The organism is Streptomyces sp. NPDC041122, from assembly GCF_055592445.1.
This window is the reverse complement of record NZ_JBVIYQ010000005.1, coordinates 459,335-481,506: the sequence shown is the minus strand read 5'-3', so window position 1 is coordinate 481,506 and position 22,172 is coordinate 459,335. Positions and strand designations below refer to the sequence as shown.

The window sequence follows — 22,172 nt, the reverse complement described above, 5'->3', positions numbered from 1 at the left end:
GCACTCGGCGAGTCCATGGTCACCTTCCTGCCCGCGCGGCCCGGCCGCCTCGCCGACGTGCCCTCGTTCGACCGCGGGATCGGCGGCGCGGAGTCCAACGTCGCCTGCGCGCTGGCCGCCGCCGGGCACACCGCCCGCTGGGTCAGCCGCGTCGGCGCCGACGGCTTCGGCGACCACCTGATCGAGACGATCGGCGGCTACGGGGTGGACACCTCCGCCGTCGGCCGCGACCCGCACCGCCCCACCGGCATCTACTTCCGCACCGCCGACGACCGCGACACCGACACCCACGAGGTCGTCTACTACCGCGCCGGCTCCGCCGCCTCCGCCATGTCACCGTCCTCGGTGGACGAGGACGCCCTCGCCGCAGGACGCATCCTGCACCTGTCCGGCATCACCCCCGCCCTCTCCGCCGACTGCCTCGCCCTCGTACGCCACCTCTGCACCCGGCGTCCGGACCGCGCCCAACTCGTCTCCTTCGACGTCAACCACCGACCCGGACTGTGGAAGGACGCGGCCGAAGGACCCGGCGTCCTGCTCGACCTCGCCCGCGGCGCCGACCTCGTCTTCGTCGGCGAGGACGAGGCCGCGGCGGCCTGGGGCGTCACCGGCGGGCCCGACGCGATCCGCGCCGCCCTGCCCGAGCCCGCCACCCTCGTGGTGAAGCAGGGCAGCCGCGGCGCCACCGTCCACCGGCGCGGCGAGGCCCCCGTCTTCCGGGCCGCCCTGCACGTCGACGTCGTCGCGCCCGTCGGCGCCGGCGACGCCTTCGCCGCCGGTTTCCTCTCCGCCACCCTGCGCGGCCTGCCCGCCGACCGGTGCCTGCGCCACGGCCACCTCATGGCCGCCGCCGCGCTCACCGTCCCCGGCGACCTCGCCGCGCCACCCGCCCGCACGCACGCCGACCGCCTCGCCGCCCTGGACGACGCCGCCTGGGAGACACTTCGTCTCGGCCCCGGCTGGACGGACCACGTCCCGGAGGACACCGAGGCCGAGGAGGAGGTACGTACCCCATGAGCCAGACCGTCGACCGCGCGCTCTCGATCCTGCCGCTGCTCGCCGAGGGCCCCGCCGACCTGGGCCAGGTCGCCGAACGCCTCGACGTCCACAAGTCCACGGCCCTGCGGCTCCTGCGCACCCTCCACGAACACGGCCTGGTCTTCCGCCAGTCCGACCAGCGCTACCGGCTCGGCGCCCGCCTCTTCGCCCTCGCCCAGCAGGCCGTCGAGAGCCTCGACGTCCGCGAGATCGCCCACCCCCACCTCCTCGCCCTCAACGAGAAGTGCGGCCACACGGTCCACCTCGCCGTCTACGAGGAGCAGGAGGTCCTCTACATCGACAAGGTCGAGAGCCGCTACCCGGTGCGGATGTACTCCCGTATCGGAAAGCCGGTGGCGATCACCGTCGCCGCCGTCGCCAAGCTGCTGCTCTCCGACTTCCCGGAGGCCGAGCGCCGCGCCATCGCGGAGAAGCTCGACTACCCCACCTACACGTCCCGTTCGACGCCCAACGCCGCCGCGTTCCTCAAGGAGCTGGCGGCCGTGCGCGAACAGGGCTGGGCCACCGACCTCGGTGGCCACGAGGAGTCCATCAACTGCATCGGGGCCCCCATCCGCGGTGCGGACGGGCGCGTCGTCGCCGCCATGTCGGTGTCCGCACCGAACGTCGTCGTCACCGCCGAGGAACTCCTCACCCTGCTCCCGCTGGTCCGCCGTACCGCGGACGCCATCAGCCGGGAGTACTCCGGAGCTGCTCCGGAGGCGAAAACCGCCCCTCTGAAGGAAGCCTGAACAGCATGACCGAGAAGATCGCACTCACCCCGGCCACCCACACCACCCCGCCCGCGAAGTTCTCCCACGGCGTGAAGAAGGGCAACATCCTTCAGGTCGCCGGCCAGGTCGGCTTCCTCCCCGCCGAGGAGGGCAAGGCCCCCACCCCCGCGGGCCCGACCCTGCGCGAGCAGACGCTGCAGACCTTCGCCAACGTCCAGGCGATCCTCGAAGAGGGCGGCGCGACCTGGGACGACGTGATGATGATGCGCGTCTACCTCACGGACGTGGACCACTTCGCGGAGATGAACGAGATCTACAACGCGTACTTCGAGGAGCAGGGCCTCAAGGCCCCCGCCTCCGCCCGCACCACCGTCTACGTGGGCCTGCCCAAGGGTCTGCTCATCGAGATCGACGCGCTCGCCGTCCTGAGCTGACGCCGCCCGCCCCCTGATCGCACCCCCGCAAGCCGTTCGTCGTCACGGCGCGGCGCCCTCCCCGCAGGAGGCGCCGTGCCGCGATCCCCCCTGCCCCGAAAGCCCCATGCACTTACGAGGTCAACGATGTCCCCGTTCCACACCGCCGTGCTCGCGGCCGCCCCCGCCGCGGAGACCCCACCGCACACCGGCGGCCTGCTCGCCCTGATCGACGGCACACCCGGTCTGCTCACCGTCGCCGCGCTCGGCATCCTGCTGCTGCTCTTCCTGATCATCAAGGTCAGGCTGCAGCCCTTCGTGGCGCTGCTCGCGGTCTCCATAGCCGTCGGCCTCGCGGCCGGCCTCTCCGTCACCGAACTCTTCGGCACCGTCCAGAAGTCCGACGCCGTCTCGGTCATCGAGACCGGCATGGGCGGCATCCTCGGCCATGTGGCGATCATCATCGGCCTCGGCACGATGCTCGGCGCGATCCTGGAGGTCTCCGGCGGCGCCGAGGTCCTCGCCTCCCGCCTCCTCGGCCTCTTCGGCGAGAAGCGCGCGCCCCTCGCGATGGGCCTGACGGGTCTGATCTTCGGCATCCCCGTCTTCTTCGACGTCGGCATCTTCGTCCTCGCGCCGATCGTGTACGCCGCCGCCAGGCGCAGCGGCAAGTCGATCCTGCTCTACTGCCTCCCGCTGCTCGCGGGTCTCTCCATGACCCACGCGTTCCTGCCCCCGCACCCCGGCCCGGTGGCCGCCGCGGGTCTGCTGAAGGTGGACCTCGGCTGGGTCATCCTGATGGGCATCCTCTGCGGCATCCCCGCAGTGCTCGCCGCCTGGGCGTACGCGGCGTGGATCGGCAAGCGCATCTTCGTGGCCGTGCCGCAGGACATGGTCGAGGCAGCCGAGGAGGCGCGGGCCGCGGTCCTCGCCGAGCAGAGCGCGGCCGGTGTCGCCCCGCGGGAGAAGCCGGTGTCGCTGGGCACGGTCTTCACCATCATCGGTACGCCGCTGGTGCTCATCCTGCTCGCGACCTTCTCGTCGATCGCCTTCGACCCCTCGACGCCGCGCAGCGTCATCGAGTTCTTCGGCAGCCCCTTCGTCGCCCTGACGATCGCGCTGCTCATGGCGTACTACCTGCTGGGCATTCGGCGCGGCTGGTCCCGCAAGTCCCTGGAGACCGTCTCGACCGCCTCCCTCAAGCCGGTCGGCAACATCCTCCTGGTGGTCGGCGCGGGCGGCATCTTCGGCGCGGTCCTCAAGGGGAGCGGCGTCGCCGGCGCCATCTCCGACACCTTCCAGGACGTGGGCCTGCCCATCATCGTCCTCGCCTACCTGCTCTCGCTGATCCTGCGCGTCGCCCAGGGCTCGGCGACGGTCGCGATCGTCACCACGGCGGGCATCGTCGCCCCGCTGCTCTCCGAGGGCGACTACTCGCAGGCCTTCACCGCGCTGGTCATCATGGCCATCTCGGCGGGCTCCATCTTCGCCTCGCACGTCAACGACGGCGGCTTCTGGATGGTGGCCAAGTACTTCGGCATCAGCGAGCGGGACACGCTCAAGACGTGGACGGTGCTGGAGTCGGTCCTCTCGGTGGCCGGGTTCGCCGTCGCGGGCGTGGTCAGCCTCTTCGTGTAGCGACCCGTAACTGCCCTGCGGGCGACCGGAGTTCGACCGGCCCGTGGTGTGCAATGGAGGGTGCGGGCAGGCCCGAACGGGCTTGTGGTGCTGCGGGCCCGGTGCGATCCTTTCCGCCATGTCAGCAGCTCCGCGCCCGCCCGACCACGGGACAGTACTCGCGGAGGTGAGGAAGGTGCGGCGAGCCGGCGTCGTCAGGCTGCGGGAGATCGACACGCCCGAGCTGAGCCGCATCGCCGCGGAACTGTCCGGCGCCGAGGGCGAGTCACCCGGCACGTCCGTCGAACGGCTGCTGCGGACCGCCGTCTTCGGGATCGGCGGCGGCAGCCTGCAGACCGCCGCCGAGTACACCCTCGGGCTGGCCCAGGGCACCCGCGACTGGCCGCCCGCCGACCGCCGCCGGCGCGCCGCCCAGGTGTACGGGGTCAGCGTCGAACGCTTCCGCAAGCACCACGAGCTGATGGTGCTCGGACAGATCGCCGAGCAGGTGGTCGGCATCGCCGTCCGGCCGCCCGGGGCCGCGGGGGAGCCCGGCCCCGGAGCGGCCGGACTTCCCGCCGCCCACCGCGGGCTCCGCCTCGCCCTGCACGGCCGCACCGTCCCCGTCACCGTGCACGTCCACTCGGTGGACCTGCTCCGCGACATCGACGTCGTCGTCTCACCGACCAACACGTACTTCGCGCTGCCCGCCCCCTACAAGTCGTCGGTGTCGGCGACACTGCGCCGGGCGGGCGCCCACAAGGACCCCACGGGGGGAGTCGTCGAGGACCAAGTCCACGACGAGCTACGGGGATGGGTCGCCCGGCACGGGACACCGGGCCGGGCGGCCCTTCCGGGCACGGTCGTCGCCACCTCGGCCGGCGCCCTCGCCGGACAGGGGCTGCGGCGGATCTACCACGTCGCCGTCGCCGTGCCCCGGCCCGAGACCAACGACTACGACGTGCAGGCCGCCGACGTCACCCGCGGCGTGGCCCGCGTCTTCGCGCTGCTCGCCGAGGAGTCCCGGCGAAGCGATCCGCCGCTCACCTCGGTCTGTCTGCCGCTGCTCGGCGCCGGCCGCGGCGGCCTCCCGCCGCTGGAGAGCTTCGGCGCGCTGTGGGCGGCGGTGGAGGCGGAGCTCGCCCGCGGTGCCGACTGGGACATCCACTTCGTCGTACGCCGCCACGCGCGGGCCGACCTCGTCGAGAGGCTGCTCGCCGGGGTCGCCGACCGGGGGACGCCATGAACCCGTACGCCGTGCTCGCGGCCGCCGCCGCGTTCTGGGACCGCATCGCCGACCGGCTCGACCAGCCGCTGCGCGACCGGCTCGCCGCGCTCCTCGGGGTCGTGCGCGGCCGGGGCGAGGACGAGTCCGTGCGCCGGGACGCCGCCGACCGGGCGGCCTGGCTGCTGCGGGAGCAGCTGCCCGAGGAGTTCGGCGCGGCGGGGGAGGCGCGGCTCGCCGCCGACGCCGGGCCGGACGCGGCCACCGGCGACGGCGTCGGCTACCGGGGCTTCCGCGTCGAGGACCTCGCCGTGCTGCTCATCGACGGACACCGCATGGTCGGCCCGGTCCTCGGGCCGGTCCGTGAACGGCTGCTCGCCGCACCGGCGTTGGACGCCGACGCGGTGCTGCGGCACGGCGGCAACCCGTTCGCGCCCGAGCTGATCAGGCTGCCCGGCGCGGGCGGCCTGCCGCGGCTGCCGCGCTTCCAGTTCTCCGAGGACGCGATGCCCTGGCTGATCGTCCTGGAGGTCAACACCCTGCTGGAGGCCGACCGCGACCCGTGGGGCGCCGCCGACTGGTGGCTGTCCGACAACGCCTGGCTCGGCACCCGCCCCGCCCGGCTCCTCGGTACTGGACGCGACCGCCAACTCGCCGACACCGCACGGTTCCTGATGGAAGGTGAGTAGCGGTGCCGAACTACCGGCCGCCCGACCGGCTGAGCGCCACCCCCGCCAAGACCACCCTGGCCCGGGGCACCGTCCTGTACCGCGTGCACTCCGCGCGCCGGGACGCCACCGCGTTCAACCCCAACCCCGCCCACTGCCTGTACGGCGGCGGGCGCTTCGACGGCACGGGCTGCGACCCGTACGGCTATCTCTACGCGGGGCTCACCCCGGTGGCCGCGGTCTGCGAGACGCTGCTGCGGTCGCTGCCGTTCGACCCGGCGGGCGGGCCGCGCCTGGTGCCGCGGGTCAGCGTGCGCGGGCGGCGGCTGACCACGCTCCGGCTCACCGCGGACGTCACCGTCGTGTCGCTGATGACCGCGCAGGACCTGGCCGGCGTCCACCAGGACACCTGGCTGGTGCAGGCCGAGGCGATCGACTACGCGTACACCCGCGACTGGGCGCACTGGATCCGCGACCACACCGACCCGTGGGCACAGGGCTTCGTGTGGCGCTCCAAGCGCGAGCCGGAGGACCGTACGGTGCTGCTCTTCGGCGACCGGTGTCCGCGGGGCGCGGTCGAGACGGTGGACGACGTGCCGGTCGACTTCGGCACCGAGGACGGCGACCGGTGGCTCAGTTCGGTCCTCGAGCCGTACTACGCGCGGCTCGCCCCCTGATCCCGCTCACCGCCCGGGACCACGGTCCGTACCGCGATGGTGCGCGCCGTCCACCGCCCCGGTGACCCCGCGTCCGTCCGGCCGAAGTCCCGTGTCGTGTGCGGCCGGATCCGCAGCACCCCGTCGTCGCCGTCCGGCGGGCCGAAGCGGGACGCGGTGGAGCGCGCGCCCCAAGCGGGCAGCTGGAACGGCAGCGTGTTGAGCTCCGACTCGGCCACCACGAGCTTGAGCCAGTCCCGCACCTCGGCCCCCGGCACGGCCGGGCGGCCCGGCGGCAGCGACAGCCGCACCGGCTCGCCGTCCAGGGCGTGGCCGGTGCCGCCGGGCGCGATGAAGTGGCCCGGATACAGCGCCGGGTCGGCGGCGTAGCTGTCGGTCAGGTCCAGCAGGAGGCACCACAGCGGTCGGCTGGGGGAGCGGTTGTGCAGCCGGACGGAGACCCAGGGCGGGCGCGGTCCTTCGGGGCCCGGCGTGTAGGGGCAGGTGATCTCGCCGCTGCCGTCGGGCAGGAGCGGCCCGTCGTCCGGCGCGTCCCAGGGTGTGATCTCCACGCGGACCAGGCCGTCCAGCGGTGAGGGGCGCGCGGTGAGGTCGCGCAGCTGGTGCCAGCGTGCCAGATGGGCCAGGCAGTCGGCGACGCGGCGGGCGTCGCCGGGCCCGGCCAGCGGCAGCGGCTCGACGAACGGGCTGCCGTCCCGCCGCAGCACCTGCGCCGACGTCCCGCGCACCACGACCCGGAAGTGCAGGTCCGCCGCCTCCCGCGAGGTGGCCACCAGGCGGACCAGCGGGGAGGCGGCGGCCAGGATGTCACCCAACTCCCTCGCTGCGGCGTGCTGTTCGTCCACCGCGAGCGTGACCGTCGCCGGGGCGGCGGCGAGCGCGGAGAGTGTCACGGGGTAGGCCCGGCCGGTCGACGGCGTGCCGTCGGGGAGGTCGACGAGCGTGCGGTGGCCGTGCACGGCGCGGGCGCGGACGACGGTGCCCTCGGGCAGGGTGTCCGTGCCGGGCGCGAGCACCGTGAACTCCGTGCCGGAGGCCCCCGCGCCGTCCCGCAGCCCGTGCCCGCTGCCGCAGTCCACCTCCCAGCCGTCCAGGCCGTACCGCAGCAGATACGGGGCGGGCGCCCGCGAGACGGCGCCGCCGAGGAACGGCAGGTCGGCCACGCCTGCGGTCTCCGCCGGATACAGCACCGGCTGCTGACCGCCCCCGTTGCGCTGCAGCCGGGCGTCGGCCGCGGCGAGCAGCTCCCGGTAGCTGGCGTCGGGCCCCGCCTCCCGTACGACACCGAGCAGCGCGTGCGTGAACGCGCCGTGTCTGCGGCCCCCGAACTCCCCTTCGTAGGAGAGCTGGTTGAGCCGGCTGGCGGCGAGGAGGACATGGCGCGGGGAGCCGTCGGGGACGGGCAGGTCCCGCGCGCCCGTGAGGGAGGATCGCGGCCACTCGGCGGCCGGCGGCGTCCAGCGGGCGGTCAGCTCCGCGTCGCGGGTCGCGCCCCCGGAGTAGCAGCAGTCCAGGACGGCGGCGGTGTGCGGGCCGCGGGCGGCGACCGCGGCGAGCAGGGCGCCGAGCCGCTTGTCGGGCAGCGGGCCGTCCGCGCAGACCAGGGCCTGGTTGCGGCCGGTGGCCTCGATCAGCAGGTCCGCGCCCGTCGCCCGCCACTCGGTGCCGTGGCCGGAGAACCAGAGCAGCGCCGTGTCGCCGGGGCCCGCCGCCCCCAGGTGCCGCTCGACGGCGTCGACGACGGCGGCCACCGTCGCCTCGGCGTCGAGCAGCACGTGGACCCGCGCCGCGCCGCCGGTGCGGTCCGCGAGCAGCCGCCGGGCCGCGGTGATGTCGTTGACGCAGCCGGTGAGCGGCGTCGCCGTCCGGCGCGGGTAGTCGTTGATGCCGACCATGAGCGCATAGATCGTCCCCATGCCGATGAGTCTGACAGCGCCGCCGGGCGCCCGGTCGCGATCTTCCGGTCGTCAACTGGGCGTGTTCCGGCGGCGTTCGGGGACGAGGGGGGGTGTTGGACGTCAGCTCGTGCAGTACTGCTGTTCCTTGCCGATCGAGCGGTACATGCAGTCCGCGTTCTCCAGGAGCTGCAGGACCGCGTCGCGGTTGCGGGCGGTCTCCCGCTCGATGACCTCGTCGGGCGGGTAGAAGCCGCCGCCGCCACCGGAGGACGACGGGTACATCTCGAAGGTGTAGCTGAAGATCTTCTGGTCGCCCCACAGCCAGTCGTCGATCGACCCGTCGGTGATGTAGAGGTCGCTGGACTGCTCGGGCGTGTAGCCGTTGCTGGCGGCCATCTTGCGGCCGACGGCGGCGTGCGCGTCGCGGTCGTCCTGGGTGAGGCCGGGCGCGGTGTCGTTGTACGTGTAGCCGTACGGCCAGAGCACGAGCTCGCTGTACGTGTGGAAGTCGATGCCCGCCCTGATCTGCTGCTTGCCGCCGACCACCCGGCTGCGGACGAAGTCCGCGACGACCTTGACCTCGGGCGCCGACTCGCCGCGCGCGCCGCGGTAGGTCTCCGAGCCGGTGGAGCCCGAAGAGCCGCCGCAGCAGCCCCACTTGAAGGCCCAGTTGCGGTTCAGGTCGGTGCCGACGTTGGACGAACCGCTGTTGGGCTGGCGGTTCTTGCGCCAGCTGCGGTAGCGGCCGGTGGCGATGTCGTACTCGCCGCCGTCCGGGTTGAGGTCGGGCACGATCCAGATCTCGCGCCCGTCGACCATCTTCTTGATCCGGGCGTCCGTGGCGTAGTCGTCGCCGAGTTCGCGCAGCAGATAGAGGGCCATCTCCACGGTCAGGTGCTCGCGCGCGTGCTGGTGGTGGGTGAAGAGGACCTCGGGCTCGGCCTCGTCGGTGGCGACGTTGTCGCTGACCTTGACGGCGACGATGTCCCGGCCGGAGTAGGTCTTGCCGATGACGCGTTTGCTCATCAGGTCCGGGTGGGCGGCGACGCGCTGGTCGATCTCCGCGTTCATCTCCGCGTAGTTGTGGTACTTCGCGTCGGCGGACGGGAAGTCCTTGGGTTCCACGGCCTGTCCGCCCGTACGCGCCGGGGGACCGGCGAGGGCCTTGAGCCGGTACCCCGCCGCCCGCAGCCGCGCCGCTTCCCGGGCGTCCGCCGAGACGACCACCGTGCGGCCGTCGACCGCGTCGACGGCGACCCCGGTGCGGGCGAGTGCGGTGCGGGCGGCGCGGTCGTCGGGCAGCGGGATCTCGTACTGGCGGGTCTCCTCGTCGGCCGCGGTCGCCGCGTCCCGGGCGGCCGGGGTGTCCGGCGGCGCGGACGAGGCGTTGGCGGTCAGAGGGGCCGCCAGGGCGAGGGCGAGCAGGGTGGCGAGGGCGGCGGACCGTCTGCCGCGTATCCGGAGTCGCATGAAGTCTCCTCGGGGGGTGGGGGGGTGTTCAGTGCGACACGTGCGGTGGGCGCGCTGTGTGCGCGGGGTTGCGGGTGGCGCGGGTGGTACCCGTGGTGCGGGCCGCGGACGTGCACGGCGCGGGCCCATCGTCGAGCGCTGGCATGCCCGCGTCAACGCTCTCTTCGGCCAACCCCCTCGCCCGACCCTCTTGTGCCGAGCGCGGTGATGCGCTTTCTTGATCGGCATGGCTGAAACGACAGGCAGTGGCACCGCCGCCGAGGCAGCGGGTCCCCCGCTGCGCAAGGCGAGTTGGAAGTACGTCGGCCCCGGCATCGTCGTCGCGGCCACCGGCGTCGGCGCGGGCGACTTGGTGGCGACGCTCATCGCGGGCAGCAAGTTCGGCTACACCCTGCTGTGGGCCGCGATCATCGGCTGCCTGGTGAAGATCTCGCTCGCCGAGGCGACCGGCCGCTGGCATCTGGCCACCGGGCGCACCCTCTTCGAGGGGTGGCGCAGCCTCGGCCGGTGGACCACCTACTACTTCGCGGTCTACGTGGTCATCTGGGGCTTCGTGTACGGCGCCACGGCCATGTCGTCCAGCGCCCTGCCGCTGGTCGCGCTCTTCCCGGACGGTCCCGGCCTGAAGACGTGGGCGGTCATCTGCGGACTGCTGGGGCTCGCCTTCGTCTGGTTCAACCGGTACGCCGTGTTCGAGAAGGCCATGACGATCGTCATCGGCATGAAGTTCCTGATCGTCGTGTACGTCGCCATCCGCGTCGCCCCCGACCTCGGCGACGCCCTCGCCGGCCTCGCCCCCGTCCTGCCGGACGGCTCCCTGCTCTACACCCTCGGTCTGATCGGCGGCGTCGGCGGCACCATCACCATGGCCGCGTACGGGTACTGGGTGAACTCCAAGGGCTGGACCGACATCACCTGGCTCAAGGTGATGCGCCTGGACAACCGGGTCGCCTACATCACGACCGGCGTCTTCGTCGTCGCCATGATGATCATCGGCGCCGAGCTCCTGCACTCCACGAACATCGCCCTCACCTCCGGCGACCGGGGCCTCGTCGACCTCGGCGACGTCCTGGAGGACAAGTTCGGCGCGGTCACCGCGAAGCTCTTCCTGTTCGGCTTCTTCGCCACGTCCTTCGGCGCCCTGATGGGTGTCTGGCACGGCGTGAGCCTGATGTTCGCCGACTTCGTGGAGCGGCTGCGGCGCGAGCGCGACGCGGCGGGCGGCGACGAGGCCGGGGCCGGTGCGGCGGCCGGGGGCAACATGGTCGAGGAGGTCGCGGCCGGAAAACGCGAGAAGTCGCTGCCGTTCCGGGCGTACCTGCTCTGGCTGACCTTCCCGCCGATGGGCCTGCTCTTCCTGGACGAGCCGTTCGGCCTCGTCATCGCGTACGGCGTGCTCGGCGCCTTCTTCATGCCGTTCCTCGCCCTCACGCTCCTCTGGCTGCTCAACTCCGCGCGTACGCCCGCGCAGTGGCGCAACGGCATCGTCAGCAACGTCATGCTCGCGGGGGCGGGGCTGCTCTTCCTCGTCCTCTGCGTCCAGCAGGTGCGCGACCTGCCCTGGTGAGACACGGCAGCGCCGCCGGGGGAGCGGCGGCGCTGCGGTCTCTTCCGGTGACGTAAGGGTGGGGTCCTACAGGCCGTGGACGTGCGCGCCCACCGAGGAGGACCACGCGTCGCCCGCCGTCGCGTCCCAGTTGGTCGACCAGGCCATCGCGCCCCGTACGCCCGGGTACGTCTTGGACGGCTTGAAGGAGCCGCAGCCCGTGCCCTCGGCCAGACAGTCCAGGGCGCTGTTGACGACCTCCGGTGCGACGTAGCCGCCGCCCGCCGCCCGCGGGGAGGCCGGGACGCCGATGCCGACCTGTGAGGGCGCGAGCCCGTTCTCCAGCTGGATGCAGGCGAGCCCGGTGAGGAAGTCGACGGTGCCCTGGCTGTAGACCTTGCCGTCGCAGCCGAGCATCGAACCGCTGTTGTAGTACTGCATGTTGACCACCGTGAGGATGTCCTTCACGGCGAGCGCGGTCTTGAAGTACTCGTTCGACGGTGACTGCATGTCGATGGTCTGCGGCGCCATGGTCAGCACGAAGCCCGAACCCGCCTTGGCCGCAAGGGACTTCAGGGCCTGCGACATGTACGTGGAGTCGAGGCCGTTCTCCAGGTCGATGTCGACGCCGTCGAAGCCGTACTCCCGCATCAGGCCGTACACGGAGTCGGCGAAGGCCGTGGCGGACGCCGCGGAGTCGACCGACACCGCGCCCTTCTCGCCGCCGACCGAGATGATCACCGACTTGCCGGCCGCCTGCTTGGCCTTGATGTCGGCCTTGAACTGGTCGACCGGGTAGCCGCCGAGACCGGCCGAGTCGAGGTTGAAGGTCACCTGCCCGGGCGTGCCGGTGGCGTCGGCGAAGGCCACGGCGATGATGTCGTACGCGTCCTGCACCTCGCCCAGCTTCTGCACCTGGGCGCCGTTGTCGAAGTTCTGCCAGTAACCGGTCACCGCGTGCGCGGGCACGGCGCGGGGCGCGGCGTCCGCCGGGCCGGCGCCGCCGGTGAACAGGCCGGTGAGGGCGAGGGCCAGGGCGGTGAGGGCGCCGACGGCGGCTCCCGTCCTGCTGCGGGTACGGACCACTGCTGCCTCCGTGGGGGGAGTGAGGTGGGGGGATGGGGGTCCAGCTGGAGGTCAAAGCTGGTCCAGACCAATGAGGTTGTCAAGGGATCAAACATCACTTGGTGCACAGCGGAATCCCCCACCTCCACATGAACAGTGGGAAGTTGGGTGTCGAGTCGACCATGACGTGGATATGGTGCTGAGGCAGGAGTGCACGAGGACCGGGGGTGTACGCGTTGCCGACCGCCATAGCCGTCACCGGACCCGATCTCGTGCTGCCGTCGCCCGACCGGCACACCCCCTCGGCCACCGTGCTCCGCTCGGCGCTGGAGCCGGCGCGGACATACTCCTTCGACCGGGCGCTCACCGAGATGCACACCCTCATCGAGCACCACGGCTACGTCATCGCCCTGTGCCCCGCCTCCGCGCCCGCGACCACCGCCCAGCGGCTGCACGCGGTGCGTTCCGTCCTGGAGAGCGACCGCATCGCCGTCGTCCGCTCCGAACTGCCGCCGCTCGGCCTCGCCGTACTCGCGCTGCAACTGCGGCAGTTGTCGGTCTGCGACTTCAGCCCCGGCGTGCTCGCCTCCGCCGCGCGGCTGCTCTCCCACTACATCTACGCGGGCGCCCTGCTCGGCTCCGTCGCCAGACTCGACCGGGTGCCCGTCACCCTCCAGTCGCACGCCAAGTCCTGGCTGCCCGGCAGCCAGTTCGCGGTCCTCGCCACGCCCCGCCCCGAGCTGGTCAAGGTGTCCGGCGACGAGGCGCGGCTGCCGGGCCCCGGGTTCGCGACGCGGATGCTGTACGCGCAGGCCAAGCTCGCGCCCGACTGGGTGACCGGCGCCCTCGCCCCGGCCTGGCACTGCCAGGAGGCCACCGAGGCGCGGCTGCCCGCCGAGTCCGCGCGCTGGTGGGCCACCGGCAGGCTCGTCGAGTTCGCCGCGGCCATCCCGGACATCTCCGTCCTCTACCAACTGGTGTCGTCCGTCCGCCGCGACGACTGCCACTGGTGCGGCCTCGAACTCATCGGGGACCGCTGCGCGTTCTGCGCCGCGCCCCTGCCGCCGCCCTCCGACCGCCCCGCGCCGCCGGTCCGCGCCCTGATCCCGCCCGGCTCCCGGGGCCGCCCGGCCCAAACGCACTCCGCCCGCCCCGCGACCGCCCTGCCCCGCGGCGCCACCTAGGACAGGACCGCCCCGCCCGCACCTCGTACGCGACCGACGACCGCACGCGCGCCACCCCGCTCACCGTCCGTAGCCACCCGCATTCGATCGAGGTAGTCCGGCCCATGAACTCACGCCAGCGCCGCGGCATCATCCTGCTGGTCCTGTCGGTCCTGTGCGCGATCGGCGCGTTCGCCGGCGTCCTCTCGGTGATCCGCGACGTGAACTCGAAGGTGGGCCCGGAAGTCCCCGCGTACAAGCTCAAGAGCGACATCGCGCCCTACAAGGAGCTGACCGCCGACCAGTTCGAGAAGGTCGAGATGCCCGAGCGGTGGCTGTCCGACAACGCCGTCACCGACCTCGGCGAGATCCGCGGCAAGATCGCCGTCACCCAGCTGCGCAAGGGCTCGCTGCTCCAGTCCGACATGATCGTGCGGCGCCCCGAACTCGGCCCGGGGCAACAGGAGATCGCCATCATGATCGACGCGGCGACCGGTGTCGCGGGCAAGATCACACCCGGCTCGAAGGTCAACATCTACGCCACCTTCAAGGGTGCGACCGACAAGGCGAAGGACCAGTCCAAAGTCATCGTGGAGGGCGCCAAGGTGCTCGACGTCGGCAAGCTGACCCCGCTCGAACCGAACCAGGACGACCGCACCCGCCGCAAGGCCACCGAGGCGGTGCCCATCACGTTCGCCCTCGGCACCGCCGACGCCCAACGCGTCGCCTACGCGGAGTCGTTCGCCACGCACGTCCGGCTCGCCCTGGTCGGCGCCGGCGGCGAGGCGACCGTACCGCCGCGCGACCGCACGTACACCCTCGACGAGGACAAGTAGGAGGTCGGGCATGACCACTCGGATCCTCCCCGCCGTCGGCGACACCGACGCGGCCCGCGCGCTGTCCACGCTCACCGGCCAGCTGCCCGACACCGAACCCGCGCTCCCCGTGGCCGACTCCACGGCGCTCCTCGACACCCTCGCGCACCTCGCCGCCGAATCCGTCGACGAACTGCCCGAGGTCGTCCTCGTCCACGAGCGGATCGGCCCCGTCCCGGCCCTCGACCTCATCCGCGACCTCGTGCTGCGCTTCCCCGCGGTCGGCGTCGTCCTCATCACCGCCGACACCAGCCCCGGCCTGCTGACCGCCGCCATGGACTCCGGGGCACGCGGCATCGTCGGCCTCCCGCTCGCCTACGACGCCCTCGCCGAACGCGTCCAGGCCGCCGCCGCCTGGTCCACCGGGATGCGGCGCCACCTCGGCAGCGGCAGCGGCCTGGAGCTGTACGCGGGCGGGGGCGGCGGACCCGGCGGCGCGGGCACCGTCGTCACGGTCAGCGGCGCCAAGGGCGGCGTCGGCACGACCGTCACCGCCGTCCAGCTCGCCCTCGCCGCCGGCGCGTCGGGCCGCACCGTCGCCCTCCTCGACCTCGACCTCCAGTCCGGGGACGTCGCCTCCTACCTCGACGTGCAGTTCCGCCGCTCCGTCGCCGACCTCGCCGCGATCAACGACATCACCCCGCGCGTCCTCCAGGACGCCGTCTACACCCATGAGAGCGGCCTCGGCCTGCTCCTCGCCCCCGCCGAGGGCGAACGCGGCGAAGAAGTCACCGACCGCGTCGCCCGCCAGACCATCGGCGCCCTGCGCGCCCGCTACGACGTGGTGGTCGTCGACTGCGGCGCCTACGTGACCGCGGCGAGCGCCACCGCGATCGAACTCGCCGACCGGGCGCTGCTGCTCGTCACCCCCGACGTGGTGGCCGTCCGCGCCGCCAAACGCGTGGTGCGGCTCTGGGACCGGCTCCAGATCCGCAAGGCCGAGGAGACCGTCACCGTCGTCAACCGGCACGGCAGGACCGCGGAGATCCAGCCCTCCCTGGTGGAGCGCGTCACCGGCACGCGGACGGCCCGCACCACGGTGCCCGCCTGCTTCAAGGAGCTGCAGGCCGCGGTCGACGCGGGCCGCATGCAGGACCTCGACAGCCGCTCCACGGTGAAACAGGCGCTGTGGGCCCTGGCCGGCGAGCTCGGCCTGGTCGACCCGGAAGCCGCGGGCCCCGGCGGCAGGCGGGGCGCGCTGGCCCTGCGCAGGAAGGCGGCGGGCGGCGACCGGGGCGCGGTCACGCTCGAATTCGCCGGGATGTTCCCGCTGCTGCTCGTGGTCATGACGATCCTCTGGCAGTGCGCGCTGTACGGGTACTCGTACTCCCTCGCGGGGAACGCCGCGGACGAGGCGGCGCGGGCGTACACGGCGGCGCGGGCGGTGGGGCAGGGCGCGGACGGCGCCTGCACCACCGCGGGGAAGGAACACCTGCCCGACGCCTGGCAGGGCGCCGACATCACGTGCGGGGAGGAGGGCGGGGTGTACAAGGCCCACGTGCGGGTCGACGTGCCCGTGTTCTTCCCCGGCTTCGATGCCGGGTGGAAGGTCCACGGCGAGGCGGGCGCGGCGAAGGAGGGGGAGGACGGGTGAGGCGGGCCGGGTTGCTGACGGGACCGTGGCGCGGTCGCGGTCGCGGTCGTGGTCGTGCGTCGTCCGCCGGACGCCGGCGCCGCTGGGGCGACCGCGGCGTGTCCATGCTGGAGTTCGCCGGCTTCCTGCCGGTCCTGCTGCTCGTCGGCCTCGCCGCGATCCAGCTCGGCCTGGTCGGGTACGCCGCCAACCAGGCGGGCTCCGGCGCCCGCGCGGCCGCCCGCGCCGCCTCGCAGGGCGACTCCGGGGAGGCGGCGGGGGCCGCGGCGATGGATGCGGACCTGAGCTCCTCCATCGATGTCGGGGACGGCGGCGACACCACGACCGCCACCGTCGAGGTGCAGGTCCCGACCCTGCTCCCGTTCATCGGCTCGGACTGGAGCGTCACCAGGCACGCCACCATGCCCGACGACGACGCCGGGGACGACTGAGCCGTGCCGAATCCCCGTACCCGGCGGAACCCCCGTACCCGGCCGAACCCCCGTACCCACGAGAGAGGTGGGAGGTCGACATGAGCCTGCGCGACCGCGTGGCCCCGACCCGCCAGACCGAGCCGAGCCGCGACGACGGTCTCGTCGCCGTCTACCGCGCCAAGCTCCTGGAGGAGATCGACCTCGCCGAGATGTCCTCCCTCGCGGCGGCCGACCGCCGGGTCCGCCTGGAGCGCGTGCTCGGCCACATCATCAGCCGCGAGGGGCCCGTCCTCTCCACCTCCGAGCGCGCCCAGCTGATCCGCCGCGTCGTCGACGAGGCCCTCGGCCTCGGCGTACTGGAACCGCTCCTCGCCGACGCCTCCATCACGGAGATCATGGTGAACGGCCCCGACTCGATCTTCGTCGAGCGGGCCGGCCGGGTGGAGCAGCTCCCCTTGCGCTTCGCCTCCAACGACCAGCTGATGCAGACGATCGAACGCATCGTCTCGACGGTCAACCGCCGCGTGGACGAGTCCAACCCCATGGTCGACGCCCGCCTGCCCACCGGCGAGCGCGTCAACGTGATCATCCCGCCGCTCGCCCTCACCGGCGCCACCCTCACCATCCGCCGCTTCCCGCGCGCCTACACGCTCCCCGAACTCATCGCCCTCGGCTCCCTCGACGAGCACATGCTGATGCTGCTCGCCGCGTTCGTGCGCGCCCGCTTCAACCTCATCGTCAGCGGCGGCACGGGCACCGGAAAGACGACGCTGCTCAACGCCCTCTCCGGCCTGATCCCCGCCCACGAACGCATCATCACCATCGAGGACTCGGCCGAACTCCAGCTCCAGCAGGACCACGTGATCCGCCTGGAGTCCCGGCCCCCGAACGTCGAGGGCAAGGGCCAGATCACCATCCGCGACCTGGTCCGCAACTCACTGCGCATGCGCCCCGACCGCATCATCGTCGGCGAGGTCCGCGGCGGCGAGACCCTCGACATGCTCCAGGCGATGTCCACCGGCCACGACGGCTCGCTCGCCACCGTCCACGCCAACTCCGCCGAGGACGCCTTGATGCGCCTGCAGACCCTCGGCTCGATGTCTGAGGTGCAGATCCCCTTCGAGGCGCTGAAGGACCAGATCAACTCGGCCGTCGACGTGGTCGTCCAGCTGGCCCGGCACGGCGACGGCTCCCGCAAGGTCGCCGAGATCGTGCTGCTCGTCAGCCACGGCCGCCAGGACTTCCGCATCGTGCCGGTCACCCGCTTCGTGCCGCGTCCGCTCGGCGGCGACCGCGTCGTGCACGGCCACTACGAGCATCTGCCGCTGCCGCGCGAGATCGCCGACAAGCTGTACGTCGCCGACGAACCGGTGCCGCCCGCCTTCGGGGTGGCGGAGGCCGTCGACGTACTGGACACGAGGGAAGCGATCGGATGAACGACCCCGCCGTCCTCGCGCTGGGCGCCACGATCCTCACCGGCACGCTCGCCGTCGCCGGTGTCCACACGTACGCGTCGGGGCGGGCCCAACGCCAGGCGCTGGTCGACCGGCTGGCGCTCGGACCCGGCTCGGGGGACGGTCCGGCCGGCCGCGCACGCCGGTTCGCCACCGTCGACCGCCGGCTGCGCCGCACCCGCCTCGGCCGCTCCCTGCACCTGCGCCTCTCGGCGACGGGCCTCGACCTCACCCCCGGCGAGTTCTTCACCTACGTCGTCGCGGTGGTGGCCGCCCTCTGGCTGATCGCGGCGGCGACCCTGGCCCCCTTCTTCGGCCCGATCGCGGGCGTGGTGGCGATATGGAGCGCGCTGGCCTTCCTCAACTGGCAGCGGCAGAAACGCATCGAGGCGTTCATCAACCAACTCCCCGACGTGGCGCGCATCCTGGCCAACGCGACGGCGGCGGGCCTGGCGCTGCGCACCTCGCTGGCGATGGCCGCGGAGGAGCTGGAGGCCCCGGCGGGCGAGGAACTGTCGCATGTGGCGGACCAGTTGACGCTCGGCCGCTCGATCGACGACACCCTGGGAGAGCTGGCGGAACGCCTCCCCTCCCGTGAGCTGATCGTCCTGGTCACCACCCTGGTCCTCTCCAACAAGGCGGGCGGCACGGTGGTCAACAGCCTGCGCAATCTGACGCAGACCCTGGAGGACAGGAAGGAGACCCGGCGCGAGGTCCGCACGATGCTGTCGGAGGTCCACGCGACGGCGTTCACGGTCCCGCTGCTCGGCCTCGGCTCCCTGCTGCTCATCAACTCCTCGAACGAGGGCGCGCTGGAGCGGGTGACCGGCTCCCCGCTGGGCCAGACGCTGATCCTCGTCTCGCTGGGCCTGTACGGGATCGGCTTCTTCGTCATCAGACGCCTGGGCAAGATCGAGGTGTAGTCCAAGTACCGCGCTCCAAGTACCGCGCACGGAAGGAGAATTGTCGTGCTGGCTCTGCTGCTGGCGCTCGCGATGGGCCTCGCCGTGGCCGGTGCCTGTCTGGGCATCCGCATGTACCGGGCGGACGCGAAGCTGCCGTCCGACCTGGCCGTCGCCCTGGAGGTCGGCGCGACCCGCGTCTCGGTCGCGGGCTCCGCGGTGGACCGCCTGGGCATGCGGTTCGCCCCCTTCGTGCTGCGCGTCATGGGCCCGAAACGGGTCGACGCCAAGCGCCGCAGGATAGACATGGCGGGCAACCCCGGCGGCCTGACCATCGACCGGTACGCGGCCCGGCGCGCGGTCTACGGCGTCTTCGGCGTCGTCCTCGGCCTGGTCTTCCTGACCAACGGCTCCCCGCTCTTCGGCCTGCTCACGCTGGCCTTCGGCGCGGTGGCCGCTGACGCGCTGATCTGGCAGGCGATCCGCGAGCGCCGCGAGGTCATCGACCGTACGCTCCCCGACTTCCTGGACGTCCTCGCCGTGGTGGTCTCGGCGGGCCTCGGCTTCCGCCAGGCCCTCGACCGGGTGGCGGAACGGTACGAGGGGCCGTGGGCGGACGAACTCCGCATCACCCTGCGCCAGATGGACATGGGCGTCAGCCGCCGCCAGGCCTTCGACGAACTCCGCCGCCGCAACGCGTCCGAGCAGGTGGCCCAGTTCGTCTCGGCCCTCCAGCAGGGCGAGGAGCTGGGCTCGCCGATCGCCGACACGCTGATCCAGCTGGCCACGGACATGCGGCGCACGGACGCGCAGAACTCCCGCCGCAGGGCGGCCAAGACGATCCCCAAGGCGACGATGGTGACGCTGGTCTTCATGCTCCCGGCCACGATGATCCTGATCGCGGCGGGGATGTTCCTGGGCTCGGGTTCGGACTTCGGCTCGATCCTGGGCCGATAGGGCGGGTCGTGGACACCAGGTTCGCGAAAGCCCTTCGCGGATGCAACTCGATGTGGGACAGTCGGAATTGAGCTCGTGGTTCGCGGGAGGGGACTTCGTGCATGGTGATCTCACCGAGGGGGAAGAGAACCCGCCAACTTGCGGGCCCGGCACCCGGGTTGCCGCATCCGTTGCGCAGAGTTGCTGCCGATGCACGCGTGGTGGCGTACGTTGCCTCTGACCGCAACGGGCTCGGTATCGGGTGGGAGAGAAGGAGCCGTCGTGCTGAAGGAACGCGTGCTCAGAGTCTGGGTGGACTGGACGGTTTCCGTGGCGTCCCGGGTACGGGGGCGGGAGCGGGATGCGGGGGCGGGGTTTGTGGAGTATGCGGGGCTGATGATTCTTATTGCGGGGATCTTCGTTCTCATCGACGGCCTCGGGCTCGACGGTCAGATCTCCGGTGCGATCCAGGACGCCGTATCCGACGTGATCGGCGGTTGAGACGACGCCTCATCGGCGATGACAGAGGGCAGACGCTCCCCATCTACATCTGGCTGACGGGGATTCTGCTCTTCGTCGCCTTTGCGTTCTTCGCCTTCGCGCAAGGCGCCTCAGCGCGCAATGGTGCTCAGACCGCCGCGGATGCCGCGGCCCTGGCCGCCGCGCAGGATGCCAGGGAGGAACTCGTCGACGGCTTGGAGCTGGCCATCGGCGCAGGCGACGACTGGCTCGACTGGCTTGTCGGAGACAAGATCGAGGGCTTCGGAGCCCAGGCCGCGGCTGACACGCTCGCCGCCGAGAACGACTCGACCGTCGTCGTCACGCAGGCAGAAGTGAACGGTTATCCGGGCTTCCGTGCGGACGTCAAGACCAACTACACCGTGGGTGATTCGATCATTCCGGGTACGGAGTCGATGCACGCCAAGGCGGACGCCGTCGCCGTCATCAAACCGCGCTGCGACGTCGATTCCTCGGCTGATCCGGAGAAGGCCGTGGAACTGACGTGTGACGGCGAGGATCCCATCGAGATCGATCCGGACGACTTCGAACCGGGCGACCTCCCGGACGCGTCCGTACTCTTCTCTGTCCTCTTGGCCGACTGACACGCGATCGACGAGAGAAGGAAGCCGTGGCGATGAGTATTCGGCGTACCGCGACGACCCGCAGGGCAATGACCGCTGTGGCGATCACCACCGGGCTTGTCCTTGCGGTGGCCGGCTGCGGCGGTGGAGACGATGGGGGCGACAAGAGCGAGAAGGACTCGTCGCCGTCGACGGCACCGCCCAGGCAGGGCGGAGACGACGAGAAGGACGAGGGCAGTGAGGACTCCTCGTCGGACAAGGTGCTGGCCGAGGTCAAGGGTGAGGAGAGCATCACGCTGACGGTCACCTCCGCTGTCCGCGACAGCGGCGGTTTCGTGACGGTCGCGGGCAAGGTGACGAACAATGGGGGCAAGTTCTGGGCGGCCGCCAACTGGCGTGGTGAGGAGCGGGAGCTGAACAAGAACGGCTCCTCCGTGGCGGGCGCCAACCTGATCGACAACTCCGGGAAGAAGAAGTACCTCGTGCTCCGGGACACCGAGGGCCGGTGTTTGTGCACCAAGTTCACCGGAGGAGTGAAGCCGAGCCAGACGGCTGACTGGTACGCGCAGTTCCCCGCGCCGCCCGAGGGCGCCACCAAGGTCGACTTCCAAGTCGGCGCCATGCCACCCGCCCCCATCGAGATCTCCGAGGGCGAGTGACCATGACCTCCGCCCCCCTCACCCGCTCCCGAACAACCCTGACGACGGCCACCCTCACCCTCACGCTCACCACCATGGTGTTCCTCGCGCCGCAGGCCTTCGCCGACGACGACCCCACCGCACCCCCCGGCACCTCCACCACCTCTCCGCCCCCCGAAGTCGACTCCAACAGCCCGGGGCTGAAGCTCGCCGACGGGGCCACGCTCGCGCCCGCCAAGGTGCTGGACATCAAGTCCGTCGTCGAGGACCTCGGCGGCGAGGAGCGGCGCGAGGACACCAACACGGACGTGAAGTTCGCGTTGCAGGCGGAGGTCCTGTTCCCCAAGGACAGCTCCAAGCTGAACCCCGAGGCGAACGCCCGGATCAAGGCGATCGCCGAAGAGGCCAAGAACCAGAAGGCCACGGACGTACGGGTCTTCGGCTTCACGGACAACCTCGGCTCCTACGGCCACGGCAAGAAGCTCTCCCGCCAACGCGCCGAGGCCGTGCACGACACCCTCGCGGGCTACCTCGGCCCCGAAGTCACGTACTCCGTACGCGGCTACAGCGAGGACTACCCCATCGCCGACAACGGCTCCGAGGAGGGCCGCCGCAAGAACCGCCGCGTGGAGGTCTCCTTCCCGCGAGGCGACTCCGGCGCCGGGACGACCGGCGGCAGCGCGCCCGGCGGCAGCGCGGCCGGGACTACGGACTGAGCCACGGGTACCGCCCCCCACTGCCCCCGTCACCACCCCGTCACCGTC

22 protein-coding genes are annotated in these 22,172 nt (G+C 72.1%); 19 read left to right on the top strand and 3 right to left on the bottom strand.

Annotated elements, in window-relative coordinates:
* Positions 1-15 precede the first annotated feature (15 nt).
* The 7 genes from ACZ6B8_RS20995 to ACZ6B8_RS20965 all read left to right on the top strand — a co-directional run bounded on the left by ACZ6B8_RS20995 (position 16) and on the right by ACZ6B8_RS20965 (position 6,372).
* The gene (locus ACZ6B8_RS20995; RefSeq protein WP_471079890.1) at positions 16-1,017 is read left to right on the top strand and encodes a sugar kinase; all 1,002 of its coding nucleotides are present in this window, start codon (positions 16-18) and stop codon (positions 1,015-1,017) included.
* Positions 1,014-1,790 (top strand): IclR family transcriptional regulator, encoded by a 777-nt coding sequence (locus tag ACZ6B8_RS20990; RefSeq protein ID WP_471608143.1) that lies wholly within the window; start codon positions 1,014-1,016, stop codon positions 1,788-1,790. The genes ACZ6B8_RS20995 and ACZ6B8_RS20990 overlap by 4 nt, the downstream gene beginning before the upstream one ends.
* A gap of 5 nt (positions 1,791-1,795) precedes the next feature.
* Positions 1,796-2,206 carry a RidA family protein gene (locus ACZ6B8_RS20985; RefSeq protein ID WP_471078763.1) on the top strand — a complete coding sequence of 137 codons (411 nt, stop codon included), beginning with the start codon at positions 1,796-1,798 and terminating at the stop codon, positions 2,204-2,206.
* A gap of 126 nt (positions 2,207-2,332) precedes the next feature.
* Positions 2,333-3,823, top strand: coding sequence for a GntP family permease (locus tag ACZ6B8_RS20980; RefSeq protein ID WP_471608142.1), 1,491 nt, complete (start codon positions 2,333-2,335; stop codon positions 3,821-3,823).
* Between the two features lie 118 nt (positions 3,824-3,941).
* Complete coding sequence (locus tag ACZ6B8_RS20975; RefSeq protein WP_471078769.1) at positions 3,942-5,048, top strand: macro domain-containing protein; 1,107 nt, start codon at positions 3,942-3,944, stop codon at positions 5,046-5,048.
* Positions 5,045-5,716, top strand: coding sequence for a hypothetical protein (locus tag ACZ6B8_RS20970; protein WP_471078772.1), 672 nt, complete (start codon positions 5,045-5,047; stop codon positions 5,714-5,716). Before ACZ6B8_RS20975 ends, ACZ6B8_RS20970 begins: the two co-directional genes overlap by 4 nt.
* Before the next feature lie 2 nt (positions 5,717-5,718).
* A complete protein-coding gene (locus ACZ6B8_RS20965; protein ID WP_471078775.1) occupies positions 5,719-6,372 on the top strand; it encodes an RES family NAD+ phosphorylase in 654 nt (217 codons plus the stop codon).
* Here ACZ6B8_RS20965 and ACZ6B8_RS20960 read toward each other — a convergent pair.
* Entirely contained in the window at positions 6,351-8,288 is a 1,938-nt protein-coding gene (locus tag ACZ6B8_RS20960; RefSeq protein WP_471608141.1) for a caspase family protein, read from the bottom strand. The genes ACZ6B8_RS20965 and ACZ6B8_RS20960 overlap by 22 nt on opposite strands.
* 102 nt (positions 8,289-8,390) lie before the next feature.
* A complete protein-coding gene (locus ACZ6B8_RS20955) occupies positions 8,391-9,740 on the bottom strand; it encodes a M14 family metallopeptidase (protein ID WP_471608140.1) in 1,350 nt (449 codons plus the stop codon).
* Between the two features lie 226 nt (positions 9,741-9,966).
* Between ACZ6B8_RS20955 and ACZ6B8_RS20950 the strand changes: the two genes are divergently transcribed.
* On the top strand, positions 9,967-11,307 hold the full coding sequence (locus tag ACZ6B8_RS20950; RefSeq protein ID WP_471608139.1) for an Nramp family divalent metal transporter: 1,341 nt from the start codon (positions 9,967-9,969) through the stop codon (positions 11,305-11,307).
* Between the two features lie 66 nt (positions 11,308-11,373).
* Here ACZ6B8_RS20950 and ACZ6B8_RS20945 read toward each other — a convergent pair whose 3' ends face one another.
* Positions 11,374-12,372, bottom strand: a complete 999-nt coding sequence (locus ACZ6B8_RS20945; RefSeq protein WP_471608138.1) for a chitinase — start codon at positions 12,370-12,372, stop codon at positions 11,374-11,376.
* A gap of 206 nt (positions 12,373-12,578) precedes the next feature.
* On the opposite strand from ACZ6B8_RS20945, the gene ACZ6B8_RS20940 reads away from it, so the two are divergent.
* The 11 genes from ACZ6B8_RS20940 (at position 12,579) to ACZ6B8_RS20890 (ending at position 22,124) form a co-directional block, all read left to right on the top strand.
* Positions 12,579-13,535, top strand: a complete 957-nt coding sequence (locus tag ACZ6B8_RS20940) for a hypothetical protein (RefSeq protein ID WP_471608137.1) — start codon at positions 12,579-12,581, stop codon at positions 13,533-13,535.
* A gap of 104 nt (positions 13,536-13,639) precedes the next feature.
* Positions 13,640-14,350, top strand: a complete 711-nt coding sequence (cpaB, locus tag ACZ6B8_RS20935) for a Flp pilus assembly protein CpaB (protein ID WP_471608136.1) — start codon at positions 13,640-13,642, stop codon at positions 14,348-14,350.
* A gap of 10 nt (positions 14,351-14,360) precedes the next feature.
* Complete coding sequence (locus ACZ6B8_RS20930) at positions 14,361-15,983, top strand: AAA family ATPase (protein WP_471608135.1); 1,623 nt, start codon at positions 14,361-14,363, stop codon at positions 15,981-15,983.
* 104 nt (positions 15,984-16,087) lie between these two features.
* Positions 16,088-16,414, top strand: coding sequence for a TadE/TadG family type IV pilus assembly protein (locus ACZ6B8_RS20925; RefSeq protein WP_471079893.1), 327 nt, complete (start codon positions 16,088-16,090; stop codon positions 16,412-16,414).
* A gap of 80 nt (positions 16,415-16,494) precedes the next feature.
* Complete coding sequence (locus tag ACZ6B8_RS20920; protein ID WP_471078800.1) at positions 16,495-17,832, top strand: CpaF family protein; 1,338 nt, start codon at positions 16,495-16,497, stop codon at positions 17,830-17,832.
* Positions 17,829-18,773 carry a type II secretion system F family protein gene (locus ACZ6B8_RS20915; RefSeq protein WP_471608134.1) on the top strand — a complete coding sequence of 315 codons (945 nt, stop codon included), beginning with the start codon at positions 17,829-17,831 and terminating at the stop codon, positions 18,771-18,773. Before ACZ6B8_RS20920 ends, ACZ6B8_RS20915 begins: the two co-directional genes overlap by 4 nt.
* Positions 18,774-18,818: 45 nt before the next feature.
* Positions 18,819-19,709 carry a DUF5936 domain-containing protein gene (locus ACZ6B8_RS20910; RefSeq protein ID WP_471608133.1) on the top strand — a complete coding sequence of 297 codons (891 nt, stop codon included), beginning with the start codon at positions 18,819-18,821 and terminating at the stop codon, positions 19,707-19,709.
* A gap of 291 nt (positions 19,710-20,000) precedes the next feature.
* Complete coding sequence (locus ACZ6B8_RS20905; RefSeq protein WP_471608188.1) at positions 20,001-20,189, top strand: hypothetical protein; 189 nt, start codon at positions 20,001-20,003, stop codon at positions 20,187-20,189.
* Positions 20,186-20,791 carry a pilus assembly protein TadG-related protein gene (locus ACZ6B8_RS20900; protein WP_471608132.1) on the top strand — a complete coding sequence of 202 codons (606 nt, stop codon included), beginning with the start codon at positions 20,186-20,188 and terminating at the stop codon, positions 20,789-20,791. Before ACZ6B8_RS20905 ends, ACZ6B8_RS20900 begins: the two co-directional genes overlap by 4 nt.
* A gap of 32 nt (positions 20,792-20,823) precedes the next feature.
* The gene (locus ACZ6B8_RS20895) at positions 20,824-21,429 is read left to right on the top strand and encodes a hypothetical protein (RefSeq protein ID WP_471608131.1); all 606 of its coding nucleotides are present in this window, start codon (positions 20,824-20,826) and stop codon (positions 21,427-21,429) included.
* A gap of 2 nt (positions 21,430-21,431) precedes the next feature.
* Complete coding sequence (locus ACZ6B8_RS20890) at positions 21,432-22,124, top strand: OmpA family protein (protein WP_471608130.1); 693 nt, start codon at positions 21,432-21,434, stop codon at positions 22,122-22,124.
* Positions 22,125-22,172: the final 48 nt, after the last annotated feature.

Excerpts from the sequence above, each read along its gene's own strand:
- ACZ6B8_RS20995 (WP_471079890.1), top strand. The coding sequence starts at position 16 with ATGGTCACCTTCCTGCCCGCGCGGCCCGGCCGCCTCGCCGACGTGCCC.
- ACZ6B8_RS20990 (WP_471608143.1), top strand. The coding sequence starts at position 1,014 with ATGAGCCAGACCGTCGACCGCGCGCTCTCGATCCTGCCGCTGCTCGCC.
- ACZ6B8_RS20985 (WP_471078763.1), top strand. The coding sequence starts at position 1,796 with ATGACCGAGAAGATCGCACTCACCCCGGCCACCCACACCACCCCGCCC.
- ACZ6B8_RS20980 (WP_471608142.1), top strand. The coding sequence starts at position 2,333 with ATGTCCCCGTTCCACACCGCCGTGCTCGCGGCCGCCCCCGCCGCGGAG.
- ACZ6B8_RS20975 (WP_471078769.1), top strand. The coding sequence starts at position 3,942 with ATGTCAGCAGCTCCGCGCCCGCCCGACCACGGGACAGTACTCGCGGAG.
- ACZ6B8_RS20970 (WP_471078772.1), top strand. The coding sequence starts at position 5,045 with ATGAACCCGTACGCCGTGCTCGCGGCCGCCGCCGCGTTCTGGGACCGC.
- ACZ6B8_RS20960 (WP_471608141.1), bottom strand. The coding sequence starts at position 8,288 with ATGGGGACGATCTATGCGCTCATGGTCGGCATCAACGACTACCCGCGC.
- ACZ6B8_RS20955 (WP_471608140.1), bottom strand. The coding sequence starts at position 9,740 with ATGCGACTCCGGATACGCGGCAGACGGTCCGCCGCCCTCGCCACCCTG.
- ACZ6B8_RS20950 (WP_471608139.1), top strand. The coding sequence starts at position 9,967 with ATGGCTGAAACGACAGGCAGTGGCACCGCCGCCGAGGCAGCGGGTCCC.
- cpaB (WP_471608136.1), top strand. The coding sequence starts at position 13,640 with ATGAACTCACGCCAGCGCCGCGGCATCATCCTGCTGGTCCTGTCGGTC.
- ACZ6B8_RS20930 (WP_471608135.1), top strand. The coding sequence starts at position 14,361 with ATGACCACTCGGATCCTCCCCGCCGTCGGCGACACCGACGCGGCCCGC.
- ACZ6B8_RS20925 (WP_471079893.1), top strand. The coding sequence starts at position 16,088 with ATGCTGGAGTTCGCCGGCTTCCTGCCGGTCCTGCTGCTCGTCGGCCTC.
- ACZ6B8_RS20920 (WP_471078800.1), top strand. The coding sequence starts at position 16,495 with ATGAGCCTGCGCGACCGCGTGGCCCCGACCCGCCAGACCGAGCCGAGC.
- ACZ6B8_RS20915 (WP_471608134.1), top strand. The coding sequence starts at position 17,829 with ATGAACGACCCCGCCGTCCTCGCGCTGGGCGCCACGATCCTCACCGGC.
- ACZ6B8_RS20895 (WP_471608131.1), top strand. The coding sequence starts at position 20,824 with ATGAGTATTCGGCGTACCGCGACGACCCGCAGGGCAATGACCGCTGTG.
- ACZ6B8_RS20890 (WP_471608130.1), top strand. The coding sequence starts at position 21,432 with ATGACCTCCGCCCCCCTCACCCGCTCCCGAACAACCCTGACGACGGCC.